The sequence below is a fragment of the Gryllotalpicola sp. CP2-P1 genome, from assembly GCF_057512245.1.
This window is the reverse complement of record NZ_JBLRDT010000006.1, coordinates 1-23709: the sequence shown is the minus strand read 5'-3', so window position 1 is coordinate 23709 and position 23709 is coordinate 1. Positions and strand designations below refer to the sequence as shown.

Below are 23709 nucleotides of genomic sequence, written 5' to 3'. Positions count from 1 at the left end.
GGGAATCCGTCACCAGCTGTTAACACGGCGCTCTTCCGCCCCGGGCCGTCGAAGCCCTAGCGTCGTGATCTTGGGCTGCGCCTTGCGCACCCAGCTGTCACGCACATCCACCGATTACGGAGGTGGGCATCGATGCCCTCTGTCTTCTCGCGACGCGTCGCCGTCGCCGCAGCCGCGGTCTCCGCGGCGTGCCTGCTGAGCGCGGGCCTCTCGGCCCCGGCGTTCGCGAATCCGGCCGGCACGGGCCTCGTCATCAGCGAGGCCTACGTCAACGGCGGCTCATCGGGGGCGAGCTACCTGAACAAGTTCGTCGAGCTCTACAACCCCACCGGCGCCGCCATCTCGCTCGACGGCGACACCCTGCAGTACCGCGCGCCGACGAGCACGGTGACGCCGAGCGGCTCGCAGGTGTTCGCGCTGAGCGGCTCGGTCGCCTCGCACGCTCACTTCCTGATCCAGCTTCCGAGCAACAATGCGAGCTCTAACCCGGGCGCCGCCCTGCCGACGCCCGACCTGACGACGGGCGGCAGTGTGAACCCCGGGGCAGGCGGTGGAACGCTGTATCTGGCCGCGAGCGCGGCCGGGGTAGTGCCCACCGACGCGAGCGTCATCGACAAGATCGGCTGGGGCACCAGCAACTCGCCAGAGGGCACGGCGGCGAGCGGCAACTCGCTCACGCTCAGCTATCAGCGCGTGGCGGGCGGCGCCGACACCGACGACAACGCGGCCGACTTCACCACCGCGGTGCCCACGCCCGAGAACTCGGGCTCGACGGGCGGCGGCACTCCCCCGGGCGGCGGGACGGACCCGGGCGACGGCGACGGCGACGCGCAGACGCTCACGATCGCCCAGATCCAGGGCACGACCGATACCTCGCCCTATGTCGGCCAGAGCGTCGCGACCGAAGGCGTGGTGACCGCCGTGTATGCGACCGGCGGTTTCAACGGATTCTTCCTCGAGACCGCGGGCACCGGAGCGGGCGCCGACGCGACCCCCGGCGAATCCGACGCGGTCTTCGTGTTCGGATCGACCTCGGCGAAGCAGGTCCACATCGGCGACAGCGTCTCGGTCACGGGGACGGTGCAGGAGTACCAGGGCGAGACCGAGATCAGCTCCCCCACGGTCACCGAGCTCGAGGCCGCGCTCGCACCGGTGACGGCTGAGGCGCTGCCGTGGTCGCAACTCACGACCGACGCGCAGAAGGAGGCGCACGAGGGCGAGCTCATAGCCCCGCAGGGCGCCTTCACGGTGAGCGACAACTACGACGCGAACTACTACGGCTCGTTCACGCTGGCGGCGGGCACGACTCCGTTGCGCCAGCCGACGGATGCCGGAACCGCCGGCTCCGCACAGGCGCAGGCGGTCGCCGCAGACAACGCGGCCCGCACCATCACGCTCGACGACGGGTCGAGCACGAACTACAGCGGTGGGGCGGCGGCGAACACCCCGCTGCCGTGGCTCACCCCGACCAACCCGGTGAGCGACGGCGCTGCCGTGACGTTCCACCAACCGGTCGTGCTCGACTACCGCTTCTCGCTGTGGAACTTCCAGCCGACCACGCCGGTCACCGACGACGGGGCATCCGTCGCCACCTTCAGCGACGTGCGCGCCGCGAACGAGCGGCCGAGCGCTGTCGGCGGCGACGTGCGTCTGGCGAGCTTCAATGTCGAGAACTACTTCCCCATGACGGGCGAGAAGTTCGTCAGCTCGGGGCTCGGCACGTGCACGTACTACAACGACCGGGCGGGCAACCACATCGGCGTGAACAGGTGCACGGCGGCCGATGGCGGCGCCGGGCCACGTGGTGCGGCGGACGACGCGAGCTTCCAGCGGCAGCAGTCGAAGATCGTCACCGGCATCAACCGGCTCGGCGCCAGCATCGTCTCGCTCGAGGAGATCGAGAACTCGGCCAAGTTCGGCGAGCCGCGAGACACCGCGCTCGCCGGCCTGGTCGACGCGCTCAATGCAGCTGCCGGCGCGGATGTCTGGGCATATGTGCCCTCGCCCCCTGCCGACAAGCTGCCGCCCATCGAGCAGGAGGACGTCATCCACTCGGGCTTCATCTACAAACCGGCTGACGTCACGCCCGTCGGTGCCGCGACGGTGCTGCTCGGCGACTCCGACCCCGGCGAGCCCTTCTCGATCGCGCGCGAGCCTCTCGCGCAGGGCTTCAAGAAGGCGAACGCGGCCGACAGCGATGCGTTCCTCGTGGTCGCGAACCACTGGAAGTCGAAGGGCGCCGATGCAACCGGCCTGTACCCGGGCGACACCGAAGACACCTCCTCGCCTGCGGTCGACCAGGGCGCCTTCAACGAGACGCGAGTGCACGAGGCGCAGGACACTGTGGCCTTCGCCGACCAGGTAGCGAAGCAGCTCGGCACCGACCGCATCTTCCTGCTCGGCGACCTCAACTCCTACACGCACGAGGACCCGCTCGAGGCGCTGTACGCCGCCGGCTACACGGACCTGGGCAGCACCTTCGATCCGAGCGAGCAGACCTACTCGTACGACGGGCTCGAGGGCTCGCTCGACCACGTGCTCGCGAACGCCGCGGCGCTGAAGATGGTGACGGGGGCGGATGTCTGGCAGATCAACGCGCAAGAGTCGGTCGCCTACGCCTACAGCCGCTACAACTACAACGCGACGCTGCTCTTCAACGGTACGGACCCGTTCGCGGCGTCCGATCACGACCCCGTGGTCGTCGGACTCACGCTGCCGGCACCTGCTGCGTGGAGCGCCAAGACCGTGTACAACACGGGTGACCTCGTGAGCTACAACGGCTCGATCTGGCGCGCGCAGTGGTGGACGCAGAACCAGAAGCCGGGCGATGTCAACGGCCCGTGGGAGCAACTCGCGACGGCCGCCGACGGCGGCGTGCTGTGGACTCCGAGCCGTGTGTTCGACACGGGTGACGTGGTCGAGTACCAGGGCAAGAAGTATGTCGCCAAGTGGTGGACCCGGAACCAGAAGCCGGGCGACAAGAACGGCCCCTGGCAGCTGCAGAAGTAGCCGGCTGCAGGTGGGCCCCGGCGAGCTCCGGGGCCCACCTCGCGGGCGTGAGGCGTGACCGCAACGCAAGACCAGACGCAGAAAACCCCCGGAAATCCGGGGGTTTTCGTCTGTGCGCGATACTGGGATCGAACCAGTGACCTCTTCCGTGTCAGGGAAGCGCGCTACCGCTGCGCCAATCGCGCCCTTCCGATCACTTTAGCGGGCTAAAGAGAAAGGCGGGAAGTGAGTGTGGAGGTGGCGACGGGATTCGAACCCGTGTATACGGCTTTGCAGGCCGCTGCCTCGCCTCTCGGCCACGCCACCAGGCCCGCATGATCAGTCGAAAACTGCCTCACACTCGAGCGGATGACGAGACTCGAACTCGCGACCCTCACCTTGGCAAGGTGATGCGCTACCAACTGCGCTACATCCGCATTTTGTCGTTCCGGCCCGGTTCCTTTCGGCCCCGTCCCGGCGACTTCTCAACCATAACCCACGTTTTGTGCTCAGTTCAAATCGAGCCGGGGGCGTGTCCCGATTCGTGAAAAGCGCCCGCGTTCGGATAGCATCGACTCGCACAACAGCGGGCGATTGGCGCAGTTGGTAGCGCGCTTCCTTCACACGGAAGAGGTCGTCAGTTCGAGTCTGGCATCGCCCACAACGAAGAAGAAGCCCCGGTCAGCCGGGGCTTTTTCATTTGTCTGCTGCAGCGCGCGACGCTTCCCGCTGCTGCGTGGGTCGAACCTGTCCGGAGATGCGGCCGGGCCACTGCTGGGGGTACGCCTGTCGCGACGCCGTGACCGCCGCGTCGATGAGTGCCGCGACCGATGCCCGGTGATCGTGTTCTTTGCGGGCGATCACGAGGCAGCTGGGCTCTGTGTCGATGACGGGAACGCATCGAGTGCCGGCGGGCGCCGGCGTGACCAGTGAGCGCGGCAGCACAGCGACAGCACGCCCCAACCGGACCAGGGGTATCAATTCGGCGAGGTCAGCCAATTCGGGGCCTCCGGCCTCCTCGGAATCGACTCCCGCCCAGCGGGGGAAGGTCTCACCTCGCAGGTCTTCGGTCCGGAGCTCTTGTCGGCCGGCGAGCTCGTGCCACTCGGGGAGGATCGCCACCCGCTCCTCGACGAGAAGGGTCTCGGCCGCAAGGCCGCTGAGATCGTCGAACGGGGCGTAGAGCAGTCCGGCGTCCGCACGCCCGTCGCGCAGGATGTCGGACCGGTCGGTTCCGCCCGAAAAGAGAATGTCCACTTGTCTGGCATCCGGATGCGCGCTGTAGGAGCCAAGGATGCCGGACAAGAGACCCGCGTCTCCCCCGGGCTTGATGACGAGCCTGAGGTGGTCCTCGAGCTTTTCCGTCCGCTGAGCGCTTTGCACGGCGACAGCCATCGCATCGAGCGCGTGCCGTCCGTGTTCGAGCAGGGCAACGCCGGCTGGCGTCAGGGTCACGCTGCGGCTCGTCCGCGAGAACAGCCGCACGCCGAGGCGCGCTTCGATTCGTTGCACCGCTTTGGACAGGGCAGGCTGAGCGATCCGCAGCCTCTGGGCCGCCCGACCGAAGTGGAGCTCTTCGGCTACCGCGACGAAGTATCTGAGCTCCCGCAGTTCCAGCGATTCCATTCCTGCAGGTTACCGGTCGAGGTTGGACAGGTATTGGACGTGTGCCCGCTTTCGGGATCGGATTGAGGCCATGATCAAGCACACCATGCTCGTCGCTTTCACCGATCCGATCGACGACAACGACCTCGACCGATACCTGGCAGACATCGAAGGCGCCATGAGCGCGACGGGTGTCGTGCGCGACTTCTCGTCCGCACGACACATCGCAGTGCCCGGCGAAGAGGCGATCCCGGCATTCATTGCGACAGCGGTCCTCGAATTCGTCGTGGAGAGCCGGGGCGACCTCGCCACATTGTTTGCTGCTCCCGGCGCTGGCGAGGTGATCCACAAGTGGCAGGCCACAAACCCGTACAAGGTCGCCTGGGTCAACCACGAGGTTCACGCGTGATGCCTTCGCTCCGGCGGCTGGCCGCACCCGAGGAAATCGCGGCCGCCGGCATCTGGCTGTGTTCCGACGACGCGTCCTACGCCACCGGAACCACGCTATCCGTCGACGGGGGAAGGCGCGCCTGAAGGCATACTGTGCGACAGCGCCCCAGACGCACTGAGGCCGCCTCCTCGATGATTCGGGTTCGAGGGGCGGCCACAGTTGATTCGGGTTGGGGTTGGGGGCGACGGATTGACCGTCTGAATTCATGGTGGACCCCACCGCCACCGAATCGGCGCGGCATCTGCTCAAGGCAGTCTCAGGGTTTCGTTTGAACGGCCCTAGAGTGCCGCGACCACGAGGGTGGTGAGACAGGCGAGCCCGGCGACGAGGAAGACGATGCCGCCCGCCAGCATCCACGCAGGCGACTGCGAGCCGAAGGCGATGCGCATGCCGTTCTGCCGCTTGAGCTCGTGCGCGAGCTCCGAGAGCCAGTTGCGGCGGATGATCAGGAAGAGCCCCCAGCTGACCGCGAGGGCTCCCCACACGAGCGCGAAGACACGGGCGACGGTCACCGCTCGAGCCTAGGCGACCTGCCCTGTGGCTCAGGCGAACGGGTCGGCGAGCAGCAGCTCTGCGTTGCGATCTGTGCGGCGGCCCTGGTGCTGCGGTGCCCGGTGGGGATCGTTGAAGGAAAGCTCGCGATACAGCGACGCGAGCGCCTCTTGCGAGCCGTCGCCGTAAGCGGATACATAGGGCGCTTCCGACTCGATCAGGGTCGTGAAGATCGAGAGGATGCCGGGGCCGCTGCGCGCCAGCTCGATGATGCGCGCCTGCTGCGGGAAGTCGATATGGCTCGCCGTAGTGATCTCCCAGAACGAATGGGCTGCGTCGGTGCCGCGGCGCGGGGTGATGCGGTTGGCGTGCACGTGGCCGTTGACCCACGCGACGACCTGGGGATGCCGGTGCAACAACTCCTCGACCTCTGCACCGGTGCGTCGGCGCTCGCCGGGCGCGGCGGGGTCCGGCAGCCGGTTGTCCATCGAGGTGCTCGTGTGGTGGCTGAACACGACGATGTAATCGTCGGGGTGCGCCGCGAGGGCCTCCTCGAGCCAGCGGAACTGCCCGTCGGCGATCGACCCGTGCGAGAGCCCGGCGGGGTTGGTCGAATCGAGCACGACGGCGAGAACGCCCGCGGCGAGCCGTGCGGTGTAGTAGCTGCGGCCTGCCGCGAGATCCTCGCTCGTGAAGCCGTGCCCGACGGGTCCCGGCCCGGCGTTCCCGGGGTCGAGGTGCGCGGCGACATAGTCGGCCTTTGTGAACGGCCGTCTGCGCTCGTCGGCGGTCACCGTCCACCGCCGATCCAGGCGGGGCAGCTCCCCCAACGCGCGCACCGCGCTTCGGGCCGCCGGCGAGTTCCCCGCGTTCGACCACAGCGTGCGGACGGCGCGGTTGGCGGCATCCGTCGCGAAGCGGGTGAACTTCACATCGCCGACGTAGACGTCGTTCCATGCCGCGTGCAGGTTCGACAGCGAGCCGCAGACCGAGTCGTCGTGATTGCCGACGACGGCGTACCAAGGGGTGCTCAGACCGGCGCTCCTGTGCGGCGCGGCCACCCGCCCGAAGAACCCGGGCAGCTCGGGGAATCCGGCGCCCTTGTACACGTCGCGCACGGGGAGCTCGGGGTTGTACCACTCGCTCTTCCCTGAGCTCTGCACGCCCTCCCACGCCGTGCGTGCTCCCGAGTTGGCGACGATCTCGCCGCCGTTGAGCACGGCGAGGTACCAGTCGAGTTCGAGCAGCTCGCCGTTGTCGGTGTTGTCACCCGTCGAGACGACCGCGTCCAGTCGCCGGCCGGTGAACGGCGCGGCCGAGATGGAGTTGATGCGCGCGATCAGCCGGGCGGCGCCATGCGTGCCGAGTGTCTCCTGAGGGCGGAAGGCGGACCCGTTGGTCGCGGCGAACATCTCGAATCGGGCGGGCGACTGCGCGTCGACGATGTGCAGATCGGTGAGCTGGACCAGCGCGGCGAGGGGCGTGAACGAGGCTGTGGTGGATGCCCGCACGGCGAGCTCCTCGCGCAGCACGGGGCCATACCCCGGTCCGGCCGTGAGGCGGCGATAGCCGGCACTCCCCTGCGGCGCCGCGGCGGTCTCGAGCGTGGTGCCCGCTGTGACCAGAGGTGAGTGAGCAGCGGGCCTCGCCTGCGCCCGGGTGCGTGGCGAGAGGCTGAGTGCGAGAACGCCGGGGGTGAGCGCGAGTACGCCTGCGCCGCCGATCAGGGCTGTCCGTCGAGACACCTTCTGCACGCGGCCAGGGTTGCGAGCGCGGGTTGAGGCGAGGTGGCGTCCGTGTTCGTGCCGCGTGAACAATGCACGACAAGGGGGCCGTCGGCGAACCGACGGCCCCCTTGACAGGTGCGCTGTGTGTGGTGCGGCCTAGACCGCGGGGTCGAGCACGTAGCTCTCTTCGCCGTGGACCACGGTGTCGACCCCGGCGACCTCGTCTTCGTTGGTGATGCGGAAGCCGATGGTCTTCTGGATCGCGGTGCCGAGCAGCCATGCGATCCCGAAGGACCAGATGGTCACCACTGCGGCGCCGACGAACTGTGCGCCGAGCTGCTTGAACGAACCGGTCGAGATGAGGCCGATGCCCTGGCCGAAGAAGCCGATGTACAGGGTTCCGATCCAGCCGCCGATGAAGTGGACGCCCACCACGTCGAGCGAGTCGTCGAAGCCGAGGCGCCACTTGAGGTCGACGGCGTAGGCGCAGATGAAGCCGGTGATCAGGCCGAGCACCATGCCCCAACCGGGCGAGAGGATGTTGCAGGCCGGGGTGATGGCGACCAGGCCGGAGACCGCACCGGACGCCGCGCCGATCGACGTCGGCTTGCCGTCCTTGATCTTCTCGGCGATGAGCCAGCCGAGGGTCGCAGCGGCCGGGGCCGCGAGGGTGTTGACCCAGGCGATCGCGGCGACGCCGTCCATCGCACCCTCAGAGCCGGCGTTGAAGCCGAACCAGCCGAACCAGAGCAGCGAGGCGCCCAGGAGGGTCAGCGGCACGTTGTGCGGCTTGCTCATGCCCTTCTTGAAGCCGATGCGCTTGCCGAGCACCAGCGCAAGGGCGAGCGCTGCCGCACCTGCGTTGATGTGCACCGCGGTACCGCCCGCGAAGTCGTTGACCTTGAGGATCGAGGGGGCCCAGCCGTCACCGAGGTTGAACACCCAGTAGGCGACGGGGAAGTACACGACGGTGACCCAGATACCTGCGAAGATCATCCACGAGCCGAACTTCGCGCGGTCGGCGATGGCGCCGGAGATCAGCGCGACGGTGATGATCGCGAAGGTCGCCTGGAAGCCTGCGAAGGCGAGGCCGTTCATATTGGGGTCCATCGCCCCGTCCTTGCCGATGCCGAGCAGGTCGGTGAAGGCGAACAGGTTGTTGCCGGAGGCGAAGGGGTTGCCGAGCCAGTGATCGATCAGCGGCGAGCCGAACGAGAGGCCGTAGCCGTAGAGGACCCACAGCACCCCGACGAGGGCGATGGCGCCGAAGCTCATCATCATCATCGAGATGACGCTCTTTGCGCGGACCATGCCGCCGTAGAAGAAGGCGACACCGGGGGTCATGATGAGCACTAGGGCGGCGGCCACGATGAGCCACAGCGAGTTGACATCGACCGGCATCGCCGGTTGATCAGCAGCGAGAACCAACATGGGGATGTGGTCGCCTCTCTCTTCGGGTTGCTAGGACTGGGCCAGTTTCGCGAGAGGAGGTTTCACGCCATATCGATCTGTGTTTCGGCCAGGTTACGGTGAAAACCGCTCTGTAAACATCGTGTTTCCGGCCGCCGCAAGGCCTATGGCAATCCCGTAGGCGTCAGCCCCTGTTCGAGGGGGCCGCCGCGGTGAGGGCGATCATGCGCGACACCGAGCGCAGATACTTCTTGCGGAAGCCGCCGCCCAGCATCGCCTCGTCGAACACCTCCGAGAGCGGAACGCCCGCGGCGACGATCGGGATCTCGGCGTCGTACGCGCGGTCGATGAACGCGACGAGACGCAGCGCCTGCATCTGGTCGTGCAGCTGCACGACGTCGTCCAACGCGATCAGATCGATCCCTTCGACCATTTTGAGGTAGCGCGAAGGATGCACCGTCGCGAGGTGGTCGACGAAAGCGGTGAAGTCGTCGCGCGTGGCGACGCCGCCGGCCGCGCGGGTCGACTCGACGGCGGCGGTCAGGGCCTCGGCATCGGTCACCACGGCAGCACCGGTCGTCGCCCGGCGTCGGAAGTCGAGCCCGTCGATGCGCAGAGTCCGGAAGTTGCCGGACATGGCGTGGATCTCGCGCAGGAAGTCGCTCGCCGCGAAGCGCCCCTCTCCGAGCGCGTTCGGCGGGGTGTTGCTCGTTGCGGCGAAGCGCGTTCCGCCGCCGACCAGGTCGCCGATGAGGCGCGTCATCATCATCGTGTCGCCCGGGTCGTCGAGCTCGAACTCGTCGATGCAGATGAGCGCCGTGCCCTTGAGAAGCTCGACGGTCTTCGCGTAGCCGAGCGCACCGACGAGCGCCGTGTACTCGATGAAGGTGCCGAACAGCTTGCGACCGGATGCCGCATGCCACAGCGCCGCCAGCAGGTGGGTCTTGCCGACGCCGAAGCCCCCGTCGAGGTACACCCCCGGCTTCTGGGCCTCGTCGCCGGAAGCCTGCCTCTTGCGGCGCCCGAAGCCGAGGAATCCCCCGCCCTTCGCCGCGCCCGCGGCCGACGAGAACGCGCGCAGCGCATCGACCGCCTCCTGCTGCGACGGGTAATCCGCGTCCGGGCGGTAGTTGTCGAAACTCGCCGTCGCGAACTGCGCAGGCGGAGTCAGGCTCTCGAGCAGCTGCTCCCCCGTGATCGTCGGCGAGAGCTGGGTGAGGCTGGTCAGCGGGGAGGTGCCGAGGGCATCGGTCGTCATTCGTTCTCAGTCAGATGTCGAAGTCTTACCCGCCGCCGGTGCGTCATCGCACACACGCGCCTAGCGTTGGGAACGTCAGCGTCCAGCCTAACCAAGGAGCGCACCATGACCGTTTCGGCCGACCCTTCCGAGAAGTTCGCCGCCTACGCACACCCCGAGCGTCTCGTTTCCACGCAGTGGCTGGCGGACCACCTGGGGGAACCGGGCCTGGTGGTCGTCGAATCCGATGAGGACGTGCTGCTCTACGAGACCGGGCACATCCCCGGCAGTGTGAAGATCGACTGGCACACCGACCTCAACGACCCGGTCGTTCGCGACTACATCGACGGCGAGCGGTTCGCGCAGGTCGTCGGCTCGAAAGGCATCGGCCGGGACACGACCGTTGTGATCTACGGCGACAAGAACAACTGGTGGGCGGCGTACGCGCTGTGGGTGTTCACGCTGTTCGGCCACGAGGACGTCCGGCTGCTCGACGGCGGTCGCGACAAGTGGATCGCCGAGGGGCGCGAATTGACGACGGATGCCTCCGCTCCGTCACCCGTCGACTACCCGGTCGTCGCGCGCGACGACAGCGGCGTGCGTGCCTTCAAAGAGGACGTGCTCGCGCACCTCGATGCTCGCCGGCCGCTGATCGACGTGCGCAGCTTCGAGGAGTACACGGGCGAGCGCACCGAGATTCCCGGCTACCCGACCGAGGGCGCCCTGCGGGCGGGGCACATCCCCTCGGCGGCATCCGTGCCGTGGGCGAAGGCCGCAGCGCCCGATGCGACCTTCAAGCCGCGAGCCGAACTCGAAGAGGTCTACCTCGACGGGGCGGGCCTCACACCCGGCGACGACGTGATCGCCTACTGCCGCATCGGCGAGCGGTCGAGCCACACCTGGTTCGTCCTGACCCATCTGCTCGGCTTCGAGAACGTCAAGAACTACGACGGCTCATGGACGGAATGGGGCTCGGCCGTGCGCGTGCCGATCGCGCAGGGCGCAGAGGCCGGCGCGGTCGCGTGACCGCGGCTCGATAATCGATAGCGTGACGGATTCCGCAACGCCGGCCGCCCTCGCCGAGATCAGGGACGACTTCCTCGCTCTCTCGCAGAACGAGCGCCTGCAGCTGCTCCTCGAGTTCTCGAACGAGCTGCCTGAGCTTCCCGAGCGGTATCGGGACCACCCCGACCTCTTCGAACGGGTGGTGGAGTGCCAGAGCCCGGTGTTCCTCTTCGTCGAGGTCGACGAGGACAAGGTGGTGCACCTGTTCGTGACCGCGCCCCGCGAATCGCCGACGACGCGAGGCTTCGCGTCGATCCTCGTGCAGGGCCTCGCGGGCCTCACCGCAGACGAGGTGCTCGCCGTGCCGGACGACTACCCGCAGACGCTCGGTCTCGCGCAGGCCGTGTCGCCGCTGCGGCTGCGCGGCATGGGTGCCCTGCTCGGGCGGGCCAAGCACCAGGTGCACGCGAAGACGGCGTCAGCCTGACGTCGGCGCGCACCGCCGCCACAAGAACACAGCGTCAAGCGCCGGGCGGCGTAGGCGTTCCGTCACCGACCTCGAGCTGGTCGAGCCACCTGCTGATCGCCTTCGTCCACTTCTTCGGGTCGAAGTTCCAGAGCTTGGTGTGTCGCGCCCGAGTGAACCGCACGAAGGTCACGATGTCGGGGCGGCGTGCGGCCAGCGCCCGCGAGGCGTATGCCGGGACGTAGCCGTCGTCGTCGCTGTGCAGCAGCAGGATCGGCGTGCTGAGCACGTCCGCGCGCTGCACGAAGTCGAGCTCGGGCAGGCCGATGGGAGCGGCGGCACCCGTGAGGTGTCCGCCCCACGGGGCATCCAGCAGCTTCAGCGCGCTCTCGGTGATGGGGTCGGGCACATGCAGTTCGCCCGCCTGGTAGCGGAGCGTGTCGACCCAGTCGATGACCGGCGACTCGAGGACGACGCCGCGGATCAGATCGGCATGCGGCGAGCGGGTCACCGCCTGCAGGGCGATCGCACCGCCCATCGACCAGCCCATGATGACGATGTCGGTGGCGCCGTGACCGACCGCGTATTCGATGGCCGCCTCGACGTCGCGCCACTCGGTGGACCCGAGGCCGTAGCGGCCGTCGTCGCTGCGCGGGCCGTCGCCGTCGTTGCGGTACGAGATGACGAGGCTGGTCCAGCCGTGCTCGCGGAAGACGGGGATCGCGCGCAGGCACTCCTGGCGCTGGGTGCCGCGGCCGTGGACGTGGATCGCCCACTTCCCGCTGCGGACGCCGTCGTCGCCTTTGGGGCCGTTGAAACGCCACGCGGGGGCGACTCCCCCGTCGGTGTCGATGCCGATGGACTTCACAGGCAGGCCGAGCTCTTCGGGGCGCACGTACCACCAGCCGCTGATGCGGCCGCGCTTCGCGCGCGTGAGATCGCCGAAGCTGACGCGTTCGACGCGCCGAGTGACCGAGACGCCGCTGCGCGAGAGGATCGGACCGAGCCGCGCGTGGCCGGCGTCGTGGTCGAACCAGAAGCTGTAGTCGCCGCGCAGGAGCGTCTCGGGCGTCGGCGAGAGGGTGATGACCGACGCGTCCGGCGCGACCGCCTTGACGATGACGTCCTCGTCGCGTCGCCGCGGCGGTGTCAGAACCTTGCGGGCGATCAGGACGGACGATGCTGCAGCGACGACAGCGAACGTCGCCGCGCCGACTGCACCGAACACCAGCGGATAGCCGACGCGCCTGCGCCAACCGGCCATGTGACCCCCTTCGCGCGGCGTGCCTGATCGCGCACCCTCACCTTGAACTCTAATGTTCATGCTGTGTCGTCCACACCGTCCGGGCGCGGAGCATCGGCTGAGTTCACCGCTGCGTTGGATTCCATCAAGCAGGCCGTCATCCGCCCCGACCTCACCCTGACCCCTATCCCTGCGCCTGGGCAGCTCGCGCCCGAGTCGTTCGCGCTCGCCGCCGATGTCACGCCCGAGCGCCACGGCATCGATTCCGAGCTCGGCACCGGGCGCTTCGTGCTGCTGCACGATCCCGCGGGCTCAGAGGAGTGGGGCGGGACGTTCCGCGTGGTCTGCTTCGCCCAGGCACCGCTCGAGACCGACATCGGGCTCGACCCGTTCCTCGCCGACGTCACGTGGTCGTGGCTCATCGACGCGCTCGAGTCGCGGCATACCTCGTATCACTCGGCGTCCGGCACGGCCACGAAGATCATCTCGACCGGTTTCGGGCAGCTCGCCGAACAGGGCGACGGGGCGCAGATCGAGCTGCGGGCGTCGTGGACGCCGACCGATCTCGATCTCGGCGCCCACGTCGAAGCGTGGGGCGACCTCGTCTGCATGCTGGCGGGCATCCCGCCGACTGCCGAGGGTGTGAGCGTACTCTCGCTACGTAAGGCCAAGAGCAAGCGTGCCTGAAGCGAATGACACAGTGACGAACGACAGACCTGAGTACCGGGTGACCGAGACCGCGGCCGACTACGAGGCAGCAGTGGCGGCTCTCGCAGGCGGCACAGGCCCGGTGGCGGTCGATGCAGAGCGGGCGAGCGGATTCCGGTATTCGCAGCGCGCCTACCTGATCCAGGTGTTCCGCCGCGGCTCCGGGGTGTTCCTCTTCGACCCGATCGCCCTCGAGGGCGAGGTGGGGCATGACCTGACCGCCCTGCAGAACGCCATCGTCGGCGAGGAGTGGGTGCTGCACGCCGCCAGCCAGGACCTCGCGTGCCTGCGCGAGGTCGGGCTCGACCCTGTCGACATCTTCGACACCGAGCTCGCGGCGCGGCTGCTTGGCCTGCCCCGGGTCGGGCTCGGGCCGCTCACCGAGAACCTGCTCGGCATCCACCTCGCGAAGGAGCACTCGGCAGCCGACTGGTCGACGCGCCCGCTGCCGCAGTCGTGGTTGACCTACGCCGCGCTGGATGTCGAGCTGCTGGTGGATCTGCGTGACGAGGTCGAGAAGCTGCTCGAGGCGAGCGGGAAGACCGAGATCGCCCGCCAGGAGTTCCACGGCGAGCTCGTCAAGGAGGCGAAGGCGCCGCGTGCCGAGCCGTGGCGCCGGCTTTCGGGCATCCACTCGCTGCGCGGTGTGCGCAACCTGGCCGTCGCCCGCGAGCTGTGGCTCGCGCGCGACGAGCTCGCGCGCGAGAGGGATACCGCACCTGGGCGTCTGGTTCCGGACGCCGCGCTGACCGCCGTCGCCAAGGCGATGCCGTCGTCGAAGCGCGAGCTCGCGGGGCTGAAGGAGTTCACCGGCCGCGCGAGCCGCAGCGAGATCGACCGGTGGTGGAACGCCATCGAGCTCGGGCGCACGACCGACGATCTGCCGGTCACGCGCCCGACCGGCGAGCACGTTCCGCCCGTGCGCGCGTGGGCCGACCGGAACCCGGAGGCCGACGCCCGCTACCGGCTCGCGCGTGAGCGTGTGAGCGCGTATGCCGAAGAGCACGCGATTCCGGTCGAGAACGTGCTGACCCCTGAGCTGCTGCGACGCGTCGCCTGGGAGCCCCCGGTGCCCGCCGACGCGGCGTCCATCGGCGCGCAGCTCGCGGCCGGCGGTGCGCGACCGTGGCAGGTCGAGGCGACGGCCGAACTGATCGCCACCGCATTTGTCGAGGCGGAACAGTCCGCCGCAGAGGCTGAGCAGAGCGCTTCGTAGATTCCGACAATCCATTGGGTCAGCGGCGCACGCGGATTCCTAGGATCGATGCGAGTCCACGATCGTGGGGAAAGGCAGTGTGGCCATGACAGCCGAGGTGTATTTCGTCGACGGAGCCAGGACGCCCTTCGGGCGGGCCGGCGAGAAGGGAATGTACTGGGGAACCCGTGCGGACGATCTGGCCGTGAAAGCCATCGTCGGTCTGCTCGAGCGCAACCCGAACCTTCCGAAGGACGCCATCGACGATGTCGCCATCGCCGCCACCACCCAGCAGGGCGACCAGGGCCTGACCCTCGGCCGCACGGCGGCGATCCTCGCCGGCCTGCCGACGTCGGTGCCCGGCTTCGCTATCGACCGCATGTGCGCGGGTGGCATGACGAGCGTCACCACCACGGCGGCATCCATCGGCTTCGGCGCCTATGACGTGGCTCTCGCCGGGGGCGTCGAGCACATGGGCCGCCACCCGATGGGGCTCGACGCAGACCCCAACCCGCGCTTCCTGACCGAGAAGATCGTCGCCCAGGACGCGCTGTTCATGGGGAACACGGCCGAGCGGCTGCACGACCGCTTCCCGTCGCTGACCAAGGAGCGCAGCGACTTCTACGGCATGCGCAGCCAGCAGAAGGTCGAGGCGGCGTACCAGGCCGGAAAGATCCAGCCTGATCTCGTTCCCGTCGCCACTCAGAGCGCGACGGGCTGGGGCCTCGCCACTGAAGACGAAGGCCGCCGCCCCGGCACCACGATGGAGGCGCTCGCCACCCTCAAGACCCCGTTCCGCCCCCATGGCAACGTGACGGCGGGCAACTCGTCGCCGCTGACCGACGGCGCGACCATGTCCCTCATCGCGAGCGGCGAGGCCGTCGAGAAGTATGGGCTGACCCCCAAGATGCGTCTCGTGAACTTCGCGTTCGCGGGGGTCGAGCCCGAGGTGATGGGCCTCGGCCCCGTGCCCAGCACCGAGAAGGCGCTGAAGAAGGCCGGTCTCACCATCGAGGACATCGGCCTGTTCGAGCTGAACGAGGCCTTCAGCGTGCAGGTGCTCTCGTTCCTCGACCACTTCGGCATCGACGACGACGACCCCCGAGTGAACCTCTGGGGCGGCGCGATCGCGATCGGGCACCCCCTGGCGGCATCCGGCCCGCGCCTCATGATGCAGCTCGCTCGCCAGTTCGCCGAGCACCCTGAGGTGCGTTACGGCCTCACCGCCATGTGCGTGGGACTCGGCCAGGGCGGTTCCGTCATCTGGGAGAACCCGAACTGGAACGGCCGCTAGGCCCCCGGACAACTGAAAGGACTGCACGCCCAATGACGGACTACAGCACCCTCGACTTCACCCCGCTGCTCGAGTTCAGCGCAGATGAGGTGGTCACCCACTCGTATGTGAAGGACATCACGCTGCCGAGCGGCAAGAAGCTCGCGCTCATCACCCTCGACAACGGGCGCGACCACACCAGGCCCAACACGCTGGGGCCGGCGACGACGGCTGAGCTCAACGGCGTGCTCGACGAGCTCATCACGAGAGCCGCAGCGGGCGAGATCGACGCGGTCGGCATCACCGGCAAGCCGTTCATCCTGGCGGCGGGCGCCGACCTCAGCAAGGTGAACGACATCCCGAACCGCGAGGCGGCGAAGCTGCTCGCGCAGTTCGGCCACTACACGCTCGGGAAGCTGGGCAAGCTCGGCGTGCCGTCATTCGCGTTCGTGAACGGCCTCGCTCTCGGGGGTGGCGTCGAGATCGCACTGAACGCGACGTACCGCACCATCGACTCCTCGGCCGCCGCGATCGCCTTCCCCGAGGTGTTCCTCGGCATCATCCCCGGCTGGGGCGGTGCGACCCTGCTGCCGAACCTGATCGGGATCGAGAACGCCCTCAAGGTCGTCATCGAGAACCCGCTCAAGATGAATCGGATGCTGAAGGCCGATGAGGCCTACAAGCTCGGAATGTTCGACGCGATCTTCGACCACGTGAACTTCTTCGAGGAGTCGCTCGCATGGGCCGACGGCGTGCTCAGCGGCCGGGTCAAGGTCGAGCGCCCGAACCAGCCCGGTCGCATCGAGCGGACCGTGAAGTGGCCCGTTGCGATCAAGATCGCCCGTGAGTCGCTCGAGAGCCGCATCGGCACGGTGCCGAAGTCGCCGTACGCCGCACTCGACCTGCTCGCCAAGGCCAAGGACGGCGACATCGAGGCCGGCTTCGCTCGAGAGGACGAGGCGCTTGCCGACCTCATCTCGGGCGACCAGTTCGCGGCATCCATCTACGCCTTCAACCTCGTTCAGCACCGGGCGAAGAAGCCGGCGGGCGCGCCCGACAAGTCGCTCGCGAAGAAGATCGGCAAGGTCGGCGTCATCGGCGCGGGGCTCATGGCGAGCCAGTTCGCGCTGCTCTTCCTGCGCCGACTCGAGGTTCCGGTCGTCATCACCGACCTCGACCAGGAGCGCGTCGACAAGGGCCTCACGTACATCCACGACGAGCTGCAGAAGCTCGCCGACAAGGGGCGCCTGAACTCCGATCAGCACAACAAGCTGAAGTCGCTCATCACGGGCACGACCGATCGCTCGCAGTACGCCGACTGCGACTGGGTGATCGAGGCGGTCTTCGAAGAGCTGTCGGTCAAGCAGGACGTGTTCGCCGACTTCGAGAAGATCGTCTCGCCCGAGACGGTGTTCGCGACGAACACGTCGTCGCTGTCGGTCGATGCGATCGGCGCGAAGCTCGAGCACCCCGAACGCCTTGTGGGCTTCCACTTCTTCAACCCGGTCGCGGTGATGCCGCTGATCGAGGTCGTCAACGCCCCGAAGACCGACGAAGCCACTCTCGCCACCGCGATGGCCGTTGCGAAGAACCTCAAGAAGAACGCGATCATCACGACCGACTCGACCGGATTCGTCGTGAACCGGGTGCTCGCGAAGGTCCTCGGCGAGTCGATGCGAGCGGTCGACGACGGCACGCCGTTCGAGGTCGTCGACGAGGCGCTCGCTCCGCTCGGGCTGCCCATGCCGCCGTCGGTGCTGCTCGACCTGGTCGGGCTGAAGGTCGGCGCGCACGTGCTCGACACCCATCACGCGGCATGGCCTGACCGCTTCTATCGGTCGGAGAACCTGCACCGCGTGGCCGAGGCCGGCCCGCTGCTCGAGAAGGACGGCAAGGGCAAGGTGAAGGGCATCAGCCGCGAGGCCGAGCGCATCGTCAAGTCGAACCTGAACCCCGGCGGCAAGCCGCACACCAAGGAGCAGGTGCTGCAGGCCGTGCAGGACGGCTTCGCCGACGAGGTGCACCGGATGCTGGAAGAGGGCGTCGTCACCGCCGCGGAGGACATCGACCTCGCACTCATCCTGGGTGCGGGCTACCCTTTCCAGATGGGCGGCTTGACTCCCTACCTGGACCGCGTCGGCGCGAGCCAGCGCGTCTTCGGCGCGACGTTCCACGACCCGCAGATCGTGGGCGCCGCGACGCGTGCGAAGCAGGGCGAGGCGCAGCTGGTCGGCTAGCTCCCGACTCCGCCTCGGCGGGCGATCGGCGGATCGGGGGCACGTTTCTCTGGGAAGCGTTCCCCCGATCCGCATTCGTCCTCCGCGAATCCGCCGGAGTGTCGCCGGCGACGCGGCTCAGTTGCGGATCTGGATCGCGCCGGTGTCGCTGTCGGAGTCCTGCCGGGCGCGCGGCACCCTGCTGCCGAGCACCTGGGCGACGACGTCGCGCGCGATGCGCTGCGGCGTGAGCCCGGCATCCGCCAGGATCTGCTCGCGCGTCGCATGCGCGATGAACTCGTCGGGCAGGCCGAGCTCGTCGACGGCGGTGTCGATGCCGGCGGCGCGCAGGTCCTGACGCAGGCGCGTGCCGATGCCGCCGACACGGATGCCGTCCTCAAGGCTGATCACGATGCGGTAATCGCCCGAGAGCTCGACGACGCTTCGCGGCACGGGAACGACCCAGCGAGGGTCGACGACGGTGGCCCCGATCCCCTGGGCCTCGAGGAGCTCGGCAGCCTCGAGGGCGAGCCGCGCGAAGGGGCCGACGCTGACGAAGAGCACGTCGCGGCGCTCTGACTCGCGCAGCACATCGACACCGTCGTCGAGGCGCCGCAGAGCGGGGATGTCCTCCCCCACGTTCCCCTTCGGGAAGCGCACCACGGTCGGGCCGGTCTGCACGGCGACAGCTTCGCCGAGCTCTTCGCGCAGGCGCGCGGCATCGCGCGGCGCCGCGAGCCGGATGCCCGGAATGAGCTGCAGCAGGGCGAGATCCCACATGCCGTGATGACTCGGCCCATCGGGCCCCGTCACGCCTGAGCTGGGAAGGACGAAGGTGACGCCGGCGCGATGCAGCGCGACATCCATCAACGCCTGATCGAACGCGCGGTTCATGAACGTCGCGTAGAGCGCGACGACGGGGTGAAGGCCTCCGAAGGCGAGCCCCGCGGCAGAGGCGACCGCGTGCTGCTCGGCGATGCCGACGTCGTGAACGCGCTCGGGGTGCTTCTCTGCGAGCTTGTGAAGGCCGACCGAGCGCTCCATGGCCGCGGTGATGCCGACGATCTTCGGGTCGCGCTCGGCGAGCGCCAGCAGCTCGTCGGCGAAGACGGACGGCCACGAGGGGGTGCTGGCGGCTGCGGCCACCGGGGCGCCGGTCGACGGGTCGATCTGCCCGACGGCGTGGAACTGGTCGGCCTCGTCGTCGAGAGCGGGCTGGTAGCCGCGGCCCTTCTGGGTGATGGCGTGCACGATGACCGGGGCGCCGTAGTTCTTCGCCTGCTGCAGCGCCTCCTCCATCGCGGCGACGTCGTGGCCGTTCACCGGCCCGATGTACTTGATGTCGAGGTTCGAGTAGAGCTGCTCGTTGCCGGTCACGCGGGACAGGAACCCGTGCAGAGCGCCGCGCATGCCGCTGTAGAGCGCCGAACCGGGCGTTCCGAACTTGCCCGCCGCGCTGCGCGACTTGAGATACAGATCGCGATAGGTCTTCTGCGTGCGCACGCCGTTGAGGAAGCGCGCCATGCCGCCGATCGTCGGGGCATACGACCGGCCGTTGTCGTTCACGACGATGACGAGGTTGCGGTCGTTGTCGTCGGTGATGTTGTTGAGCGCCTCCCATGTCATGCCGCCCGTGAGCGCGCCGTCGCCGACGACCGCGACGACGTGGCGGCCCGTCTGGCCCGTCACGGTGAACGCGCGGCTGATGCCGTCGGCCCACGAGAGCGAGCTGGAGGCGTGCGAGGACTCGACGATGTCGTGAACGGATTCCGCGCGCTGCGGATACCCCGCGAGGCCGCCGCGGCGACGCAGATCGCTGAAGTCCTGGCGGCCCGTCAGGAGCTTGTGCACGTAGGACTGATGGCCCGTGTCGAAGACGATCGGGTCCTTCGGGCTGTCGAATACCCGGTGGATCGCGATCGTCAGCTCGACGACGCCGAGGTTCGGCCCGAGGTGGCCGCCGGTCTTCGAGACGTTCTCGATGAGGAACTCGCGGATCTCTGCGGCCAGCTGCACGAGCTCGACGTCGGAGAGGCGATCGAGGTCGCGCGGGCTGCGGATCTGGTCGAGGAGAGACATCGTAGGAAAGGTTACGCGCAGGCATCCGAGAACATCACGGATGCCTGCGCGTGGCCTTTTGTGCTAGACGAGGCTCCGCAGCACGTACTGCAGGATGCCGCCGTTGCGGTAGTAGTCGGCCTCACCGGGCGTGTCGATGCGCACGACCGCGTCGAACTCGACGGTCTGCTTGCCCTCGGGCGAGTGCTCGCTCGGTTCGGCGGTGACGTGCACCGTCTTCGGCGTGGTACCGCTGTTGAGCTGCTCGAGGCCCGTGATCGAGACGACCTCGGTGCCGTCGAGGCCGAGCGACTCGGCCGACTCGCCGGCCGGGAACTGCAGCGGGACGACGCCCATGCCGATCAGGTTCGAGCGGTGGATGCGCTCGAAGCTCTCGGTGATGACCGCCTTCACGCCGAGCAGGTTGGTGCCCTTCGCCGCCCAGTCGCGGCTCGAGCCCGACCCGTACTCCTTGCCGCCGAAGATGACGAGCGGCGTGCCGGCCTTCTTGTAGTTCTCAGCAGCGTCGTAGATGAACGCCTGCGGGCCGCCCGGCTGCGTGAAGTCGCGGGTGTAACCGCCCTCGACGCCGTCGAGCAGCTGGTTCTTCAGGCGGATGTTCGCGAAGGTGCCGCGGATCATGACCTCGTGGTTCCCGCGGCGCGAGCCGTAGGAGTTGAAGTCCTTGAAGTCGACGCCGTGCTCGGTGAGGTACCGGCCGGCCGGAGAGTCCCGCTTGATCGAGCCAGCGGGGCTGATGTGGTCGGTGGTGACGGAGTCGCCGAGCTTCGCGAGCACGCGGGCACCCGTGATGTCGGCGACCGGGGTGGTCTCGAGCGTCATGCCCTCGAAGTACGGGGGCTTGCGCACGTAGGTCGACTCGTCGTTCCACTCGAACACGTCGCCCGTGGGGGTGGGCAGGTTCTTCCAGCGGTCGTCGCCCTCGAACACCGAGGAGTACTGGCGGGTGAACATCTCGTTGTTGATCGACGAGTCGATCGTCGACTGCACCTCGTCGGCGGAGGGCCAGATGTCCTTCAGGAAGACCTCATTGCCGTCCGCGTCCGTGCCGAGCGCGTCGTTCTCGAAGTCGAAGTTCATCGAGCCGGCCAGTGCGTAGGCGACCACGAGGGGCGGCGACGCGAGGTAGTTCATCTTGACGTCGGGGTTGATGCGGCCCTCGAAGTTGCGGTTGCCCGAGAGCACCGCGGTGACGGCGAGGTCGTTGTCGTTGACCGCTGCCGAGACCTCGTCGATGAGCGGGCCCGAGTTGCCGATGCAGGTGGTGCAGCCGTAGCCGACCGTGTAGAACCCGAGGTCCTCGAGGTCCTTCGTGAGCCCCGCCTTCTCGTAGTACTCGGTGACGACGCGCGAACCCGGGGCCAGTGTGGTCTTGACCCACGGCTTGGCCTTGAGGCCCTTCCTGACCGCGTTGCGGGCGAGCAGGCCCGCCGCCAGCATGACCGACGGGTTCGAGGTGTTGGTGCACGAGGTGATGGCCGCGATCGTGACGGCACCGTGGTCGAGCGTGTAGCTCGTGCCATCGGCCAGGGTGACCGTCGACGGCTTGGAAACCACGGCGGGCGCGTGGCTCGTGTGGTGGTGGGCCTCGCCGTTGTGCGCCGCTGCGCCGACCGCGATCGGGTCGGAAGCCGGGAAGGTCTCGGCCACGGCCTCGTCGACATCGGTCTCTTCGAGCGCGTCTGCGTAGTTGGGCAGGTCCTTCTCGAACTGCGCCTTCGCGTCGGAGAGGACGATGCGGTCCTGCGGGCGCTTGGGGCCGGCGATCGACGGCACGACGGTCGACAGGTCGAGCTCGAGGTACTCGGAGTACTCCGCCTCGTGCGAGGGGTCGTGCCACAGGTGCTGCTGCTTCGAGTACGCCTCGACGAGGGCGACCTGCTCTTCGGGGCGCCCCGTGAGGCGCAGGTAGTCGAGCGTGACATCGTCGATCGGGAAGATCGCGGCGGTCGAGCCGAACTCGGGGCTCATGTTGCCGATGGTGGCGCGGTTCGCCAGCGGAACGGCCCCCACGCCCTCGCCGTAGAACTCCACGAACTTGCCGACGACGCCGTGCTTGCGCAGAAGGTCGGTGATCGTGAGAACGACGTCGGTGGCGGTGACGCCGGTCGGGATCGACCCGGTGAGCTTGAAGCCGACGACCTTGGGAATGAGCATCGACACCGGCTGGCCGAGCATGGCCGCCTCGGCCTCGATGCCGCCGACGCCCCAGCCCAGCACGCCGAGACCGTTGACCATTGTGGTGTGCGAGTCGGTGCCGACGAGCGTGTCGGGGTAGGCGCGCAGCACGCCGCCGACCTCGCGGGTGTAGGTGACCCGCGCCAGGTGCTCGATGTTCACCTGGTGCACGATGCCGGTGCCGGGCGGAACCACCTTGAAGTCGTCGAACGCCGTCTGGCCCCAGCGCAGGAACTGGTAGCGCTCACCGTTGCGCTCGTACTCGATCTCGACGTTGCGCTCGAACGCGTCCTCGCGGCCGAACAGGTCGGCGATCACGGAGTGGTCGATGACGAGCTCGGCGGGGGCGAGCGGGTTGATCTTCTTCGGGTCGCCGCCGAGGGCCGCGACCGCCTCGCGCATGGTGGCGAGGTCGACGATGCAGGGAACGCCGGTGAAGTCCTGCATGACGACGCGCGCGGGGGTGAACTGGATCTCGGTGTCGGGCTCGGCCGACGGGACCCACGAGCCGAGCGCCGTGATCTGCTCTGCCGTCACGTTCGCACCGTCTTCGGTGCGCAGCAGGTTCTCGAGCAGGATCTTGAGGCTGAACGGGAGCTTCTCGTACCCGGCGACGCTGTCGATCCGGAAGATCTCGTAGTCGGTGCCCCCGACTGAAAGCGTTGATTTCGCGCCGAAGCTGTTGACTGCTGACACGGGGTCGGCCTCCTTGGCGATCGTTAATTTATCTTGACGTCGAGATAACTGTAGCAGTGCGCCTAGCCCTGCGAAGACATCGAATCGGATGCCGTCCCGCCGTTTTTGCGAGCGTACACGTCGCGCACCAGCAGCCACGTGACGAGCAGAACGGGGACGTACAGCGGGATGCCCATGACGAGGTGCGTGATGGCCAGGGCCGCCGTGTTCCCGGCCAGGAAGAGCGGCACCTGAACGACGAGCCGGGCCACGAAGAGGGCCAGCCACAGCAGAGTAGAGATCACGGCGACGCGATAGGTCGCGGGATGCTTGCGCCAGGCGACCCCCTCTCCGTACAGGTAGCCGACCGCGATGCCGATGATCGGCCAGCGCACGAGCACGGAGATGAGGAAGGCGAGCCCGTAGAGGGCATCGATGCCGAGCCCGAGCGCGAAGTTGTTGACGGGCCGGTTGGTCGCGATCGCGAGGATGGCGCTCGCCCCGACGCCGACGAGCCCGGCGACGGCCTGCGTCACGTTCTCCTTCGCGATGACGCGCCACACCGTGAAGACCAGGGCGATCAGAACGGATGCCCCGAGCGCGATCGGCACCGCGGTGCCGGGCGCCGGCGTGATCAGGATCGTGTAGAGCACGATGAAGGCGAGCCCGGGAAGGACCGCCTCGCACAGCCCGCGGACACCGCCCATGGCGCGCAGCAGGGCGTCACCGCTCGGGGCCGTCTCGCCCGCCATGGCGCCGAG

The 23709-nt window shown here is 68.3% G+C and carries 18 protein-coding genes and 4 tRNA genes; 10 read left to right on the top strand and 12 right to left on the bottom strand.

What is annotated here, in order from left to right; genetic code table 11:
* The first annotated feature begins 132 nt into the window (after window positions 1-132).
* Complete coding sequence (locus ACM2XV_RS01190) at window positions 133-3009, top strand: ExeM/NucH family extracellular endonuclease (protein ID WP_487025714.1); 2877 nt, start codon at window positions 133-135, stop codon at window positions 3007-3009.
* Window positions 3010-3122: 113 nt separating this feature from the next.
* Here ACM2XV_RS01190 and ACM2XV_RS01185 read toward each other — a convergent pair.
* From ACM2XV_RS01185 to ACM2XV_RS01175, 3 genes are all read right to left on the bottom strand, one after another.
* A tRNA-Val gene (locus tag ACM2XV_RS01185) sits at window positions 3123-3194 on the bottom strand.
* 47 nt (window positions 3195-3241) lie between these two features.
* Window positions 3242-3315: transfer RNA gene (locus tag ACM2XV_RS01180), tRNA-Cys, on the bottom strand.
* A gap of 37 nt (window positions 3316-3352) precedes the next feature.
* Window positions 3353-3425: transfer RNA gene (locus ACM2XV_RS01175), tRNA-Gly, on the bottom strand.
* 151 nt (window positions 3426-3576) lie between these two features.
* Between ACM2XV_RS01175 and ACM2XV_RS01170 the strand changes: the two genes are divergently transcribed.
* Window positions 3577-3649: transfer RNA gene (locus tag ACM2XV_RS01170), tRNA-Val, on the top strand.
* 35 nt (window positions 3650-3684) lie between these two features.
* On the opposite strand, the gene ACM2XV_RS01165 is transcribed toward ACM2XV_RS01170, so the two are convergent.
* Window positions 3685-4614 (bottom strand): LysR family transcriptional regulator, encoded by a 930-nt coding sequence (locus tag ACM2XV_RS01165; protein ID WP_487025713.1) that lies wholly within the window; start codon window positions 4612-4614, stop codon window positions 3685-3687.
* Between the two features lie 70 nt (window positions 4615-4684).
* Between ACM2XV_RS01165 and ACM2XV_RS01160 the strand changes: the two genes are divergently transcribed.
* Both ACM2XV_RS01160 and ACM2XV_RS01155 read left to right on the top strand, forming a co-directional pair.
* The gene (locus ACM2XV_RS01160; RefSeq protein WP_487025712.1) at window positions 4685-5002 is read left to right on the top strand and encodes a hypothetical protein; all 318 of its coding nucleotides are present in this window, start codon (window positions 4685-4687) and stop codon (window positions 5000-5002) included.
* Complete coding sequence (locus ACM2XV_RS01155) at window positions 5002-5127, top strand: SDR family oxidoreductase (RefSeq protein ID WP_487025711.1); 126 nt, start codon at window positions 5002-5004, stop codon at window positions 5125-5127. Before ACM2XV_RS01160 ends, ACM2XV_RS01155 begins: the two co-directional genes overlap by 1 nt.
* A gap of 195 nt (window positions 5128-5322) precedes the next feature.
* Here the strand turns inward: ACM2XV_RS01155 and ACM2XV_RS01150 are convergent, their stop codons facing one another.
* The 4 genes from ACM2XV_RS01150 to zapE form a co-directional block, all read right to left on the bottom strand.
* Complete coding sequence (locus ACM2XV_RS01150; RefSeq protein WP_344777748.1) at window positions 5323-5556, bottom strand: hypothetical protein; 234 nt, start codon at window positions 5554-5556, stop codon at window positions 5323-5325.
* A gap of 30 nt (window positions 5557-5586) precedes the next feature.
* A complete protein-coding gene (locus ACM2XV_RS01145; RefSeq protein WP_487025710.1) occupies window positions 5587-7290 on the bottom strand; it encodes a TIGR03767 family metallophosphoesterase in 1704 nt (567 codons plus the stop codon).
* 129 nt (window positions 7291-7419) lie between these two features.
* Complete coding sequence (locus ACM2XV_RS01140) at window positions 7420-8664, bottom strand: ammonium transporter (RefSeq protein WP_344777744.1); 1245 nt, start codon at window positions 8662-8664, stop codon at window positions 7420-7422.
* 193 nt (window positions 8665-8857) lie between these two features.
* Entirely contained in the window at window positions 8858-9931 is a 1074-nt protein-coding gene (gene zapE / locus ACM2XV_RS01135) for a cell division protein ZapE (RefSeq protein WP_487025709.1), read from the bottom strand.
* A 105-nt stretch (window positions 9932-10036) separates the two neighbouring features.
* On the opposite strand from zapE, the gene ACM2XV_RS01130 reads away from it, so the two are divergent.
* A complete protein-coding gene (locus ACM2XV_RS01130) occupies window positions 10037-10936 on the top strand; it encodes a sulfurtransferase (protein ID WP_344777740.1) in 900 nt (299 codons plus the stop codon).
* Window positions 10937-10958: 22 nt separating this feature from the next.
* The gene (locus ACM2XV_RS01125; protein WP_344777738.1) at window positions 10959-11402 is read left to right on the top strand and encodes a SufE family protein; all 444 of its coding nucleotides are present in this window, start codon (window positions 10959-10961) and stop codon (window positions 11400-11402) included.
* Window positions 11403-11436: 34 nt separating this feature from the next.
* Here ACM2XV_RS01125 and ACM2XV_RS01120 read toward each other — a convergent pair whose 3' ends face one another.
* Complete coding sequence (locus ACM2XV_RS01120) at window positions 11437-12645, bottom strand: alpha/beta hydrolase family protein (RefSeq protein WP_487025708.1); 1209 nt, start codon at window positions 12643-12645, stop codon at window positions 11437-11439.
* A gap of 63 nt (window positions 12646-12708) precedes the next feature.
* Between ACM2XV_RS01120 and ACM2XV_RS01115 the strand changes: the two genes are divergently transcribed.
* The 4 genes from ACM2XV_RS01115 to ACM2XV_RS01100 all read left to right on the top strand — a co-directional run bounded on the left by ACM2XV_RS01115 (window position 12709) and on the right by ACM2XV_RS01100 (window position 18037).
* Window positions 12709-13311: a DUF3000 domain-containing protein gene (locus tag ACM2XV_RS01115; protein ID WP_344777734.1), complete on the top strand. Its 603-nt coding sequence runs from the start codon at window positions 12709-12711 to the stop codon at window positions 13309-13311.
* 13 nt (window positions 13312-13324) lie between these two features.
* Window positions 13325-14548 (top strand): HRDC domain-containing protein, encoded by a 1224-nt coding sequence (locus tag ACM2XV_RS01110; protein WP_487025707.1) that lies wholly within the window; start codon window positions 13325-13327, stop codon window positions 14546-14548.
* An 85-nt stretch (window positions 14549-14633) separates the two neighbouring features.
* Window positions 14634-15821, top strand: a complete 1188-nt coding sequence (locus ACM2XV_RS01105; protein ID WP_487025706.1) for a thiolase family protein — start codon at window positions 14634-14636, stop codon at window positions 15819-15821.
* A 32-nt stretch (window positions 15822-15853) separates the two neighbouring features.
* Window positions 15854-18037, top strand: a complete 2184-nt coding sequence (locus tag ACM2XV_RS01100) for a 3-hydroxyacyl-CoA dehydrogenase NAD-binding domain-containing protein (RefSeq protein WP_487025705.1) — start codon at window positions 15854-15856, stop codon at window positions 18035-18037.
* A gap of 117 nt (window positions 18038-18154) precedes the next feature.
* Here the strand turns inward: ACM2XV_RS01100 and dxs are convergent, their stop codons facing one another.
* The 3 genes from dxs to ACM2XV_RS01085 all read right to left on the bottom strand — a co-directional run.
* Entirely contained in the window at window positions 18155-20095 is a 1941-nt protein-coding gene (gene dxs, locus ACM2XV_RS01095; RefSeq protein ID WP_344777725.1) for a 1-deoxy-D-xylulose-5-phosphate synthase, read from the bottom strand.
* A 63-nt stretch (window positions 20096-20158) separates the two neighbouring features.
* Window positions 20159-22969: an aconitate hydratase AcnA gene (gene acnA / locus ACM2XV_RS01090; protein WP_344777723.1), complete on the bottom strand. Its 2811-nt coding sequence runs from the start codon at window positions 22967-22969 to the stop codon at window positions 20159-20161.
* A gap of 62 nt (window positions 22970-23031) precedes the next feature.
* Window positions 23032-23709 (bottom strand): DUF3159 domain-containing protein (locus ACM2XV_RS01085; RefSeq protein ID WP_487025704.1); only part of this gene is annotated, 678 nt, incomplete at its 5' end.

Excerpts from the sequence above, each read along its gene's own strand:
- ACM2XV_RS01120 (WP_487025708.1), bottom strand. The coding sequence starts at position 12,645 with ATGGCCGGTTGGCGCAGGCGCGTCGGCTATCCGCTGGTGTTCGGTGCA.
- ACM2XV_RS01105 (WP_487025706.1), top strand. The coding sequence starts at position 14,634 with ATGACAGCCGAGGTGTATTTCGTCGACGGAGCCAGGACGCCCTTCGGG.
- ACM2XV_RS01140 (WP_344777744.1), bottom strand. The coding sequence starts at position 8,664 with ATGCCGGTCGATGTCAACTCGCTGTGGCTCATCGTGGCCGCCGCCCTA.
- dxs (WP_344777725.1), bottom strand. The coding sequence starts at position 20,095 with ATGTCTCTCCTCGACCAGATCCGCAGCCCGCGCGACCTCGATCGCCTC.
- ACM2XV_RS01155 (WP_487025711.1), top strand. The coding sequence starts at position 5,002 with ATGCCTTCGCTCCGGCGGCTGGCCGCACCCGAGGAAATCGCGGCCGCC.
- ACM2XV_RS01165 (WP_487025713.1), bottom strand. The coding sequence starts at position 4,614 with ATGGAATCGCTGGAACTGCGGGAGCTCAGATACTTCGTCGCGGTAGCC.
- ACM2XV_RS01190 (WP_487025714.1), top strand. The coding sequence starts at position 133 with ATGCCCTCTGTCTTCTCGCGACGCGTCGCCGTCGCCGCAGCCGCGGTC.
- zapE (WP_487025709.1), bottom strand. The coding sequence starts at position 9,931 with ATGACGACCGATGCCCTCGGCACCTCCCCGCTGACCAGCCTCACCCAG.
- ACM2XV_RS01130 (WP_344777740.1), top strand. The coding sequence starts at position 10,037 with ATGACCGTTTCGGCCGACCCTTCCGAGAAGTTCGCCGCCTACGCACAC.
- ACM2XV_RS01160 (WP_487025712.1), top strand. The coding sequence starts at position 4,685 with ATGATCAAGCACACCATGCTCGTCGCTTTCACCGATCCGATCGACGAC.
- ACM2XV_RS01100 (WP_487025705.1), top strand. The coding sequence starts at position 15,854 with ATGACGGACTACAGCACCCTCGACTTCACCCCGCTGCTCGAGTTCAGC.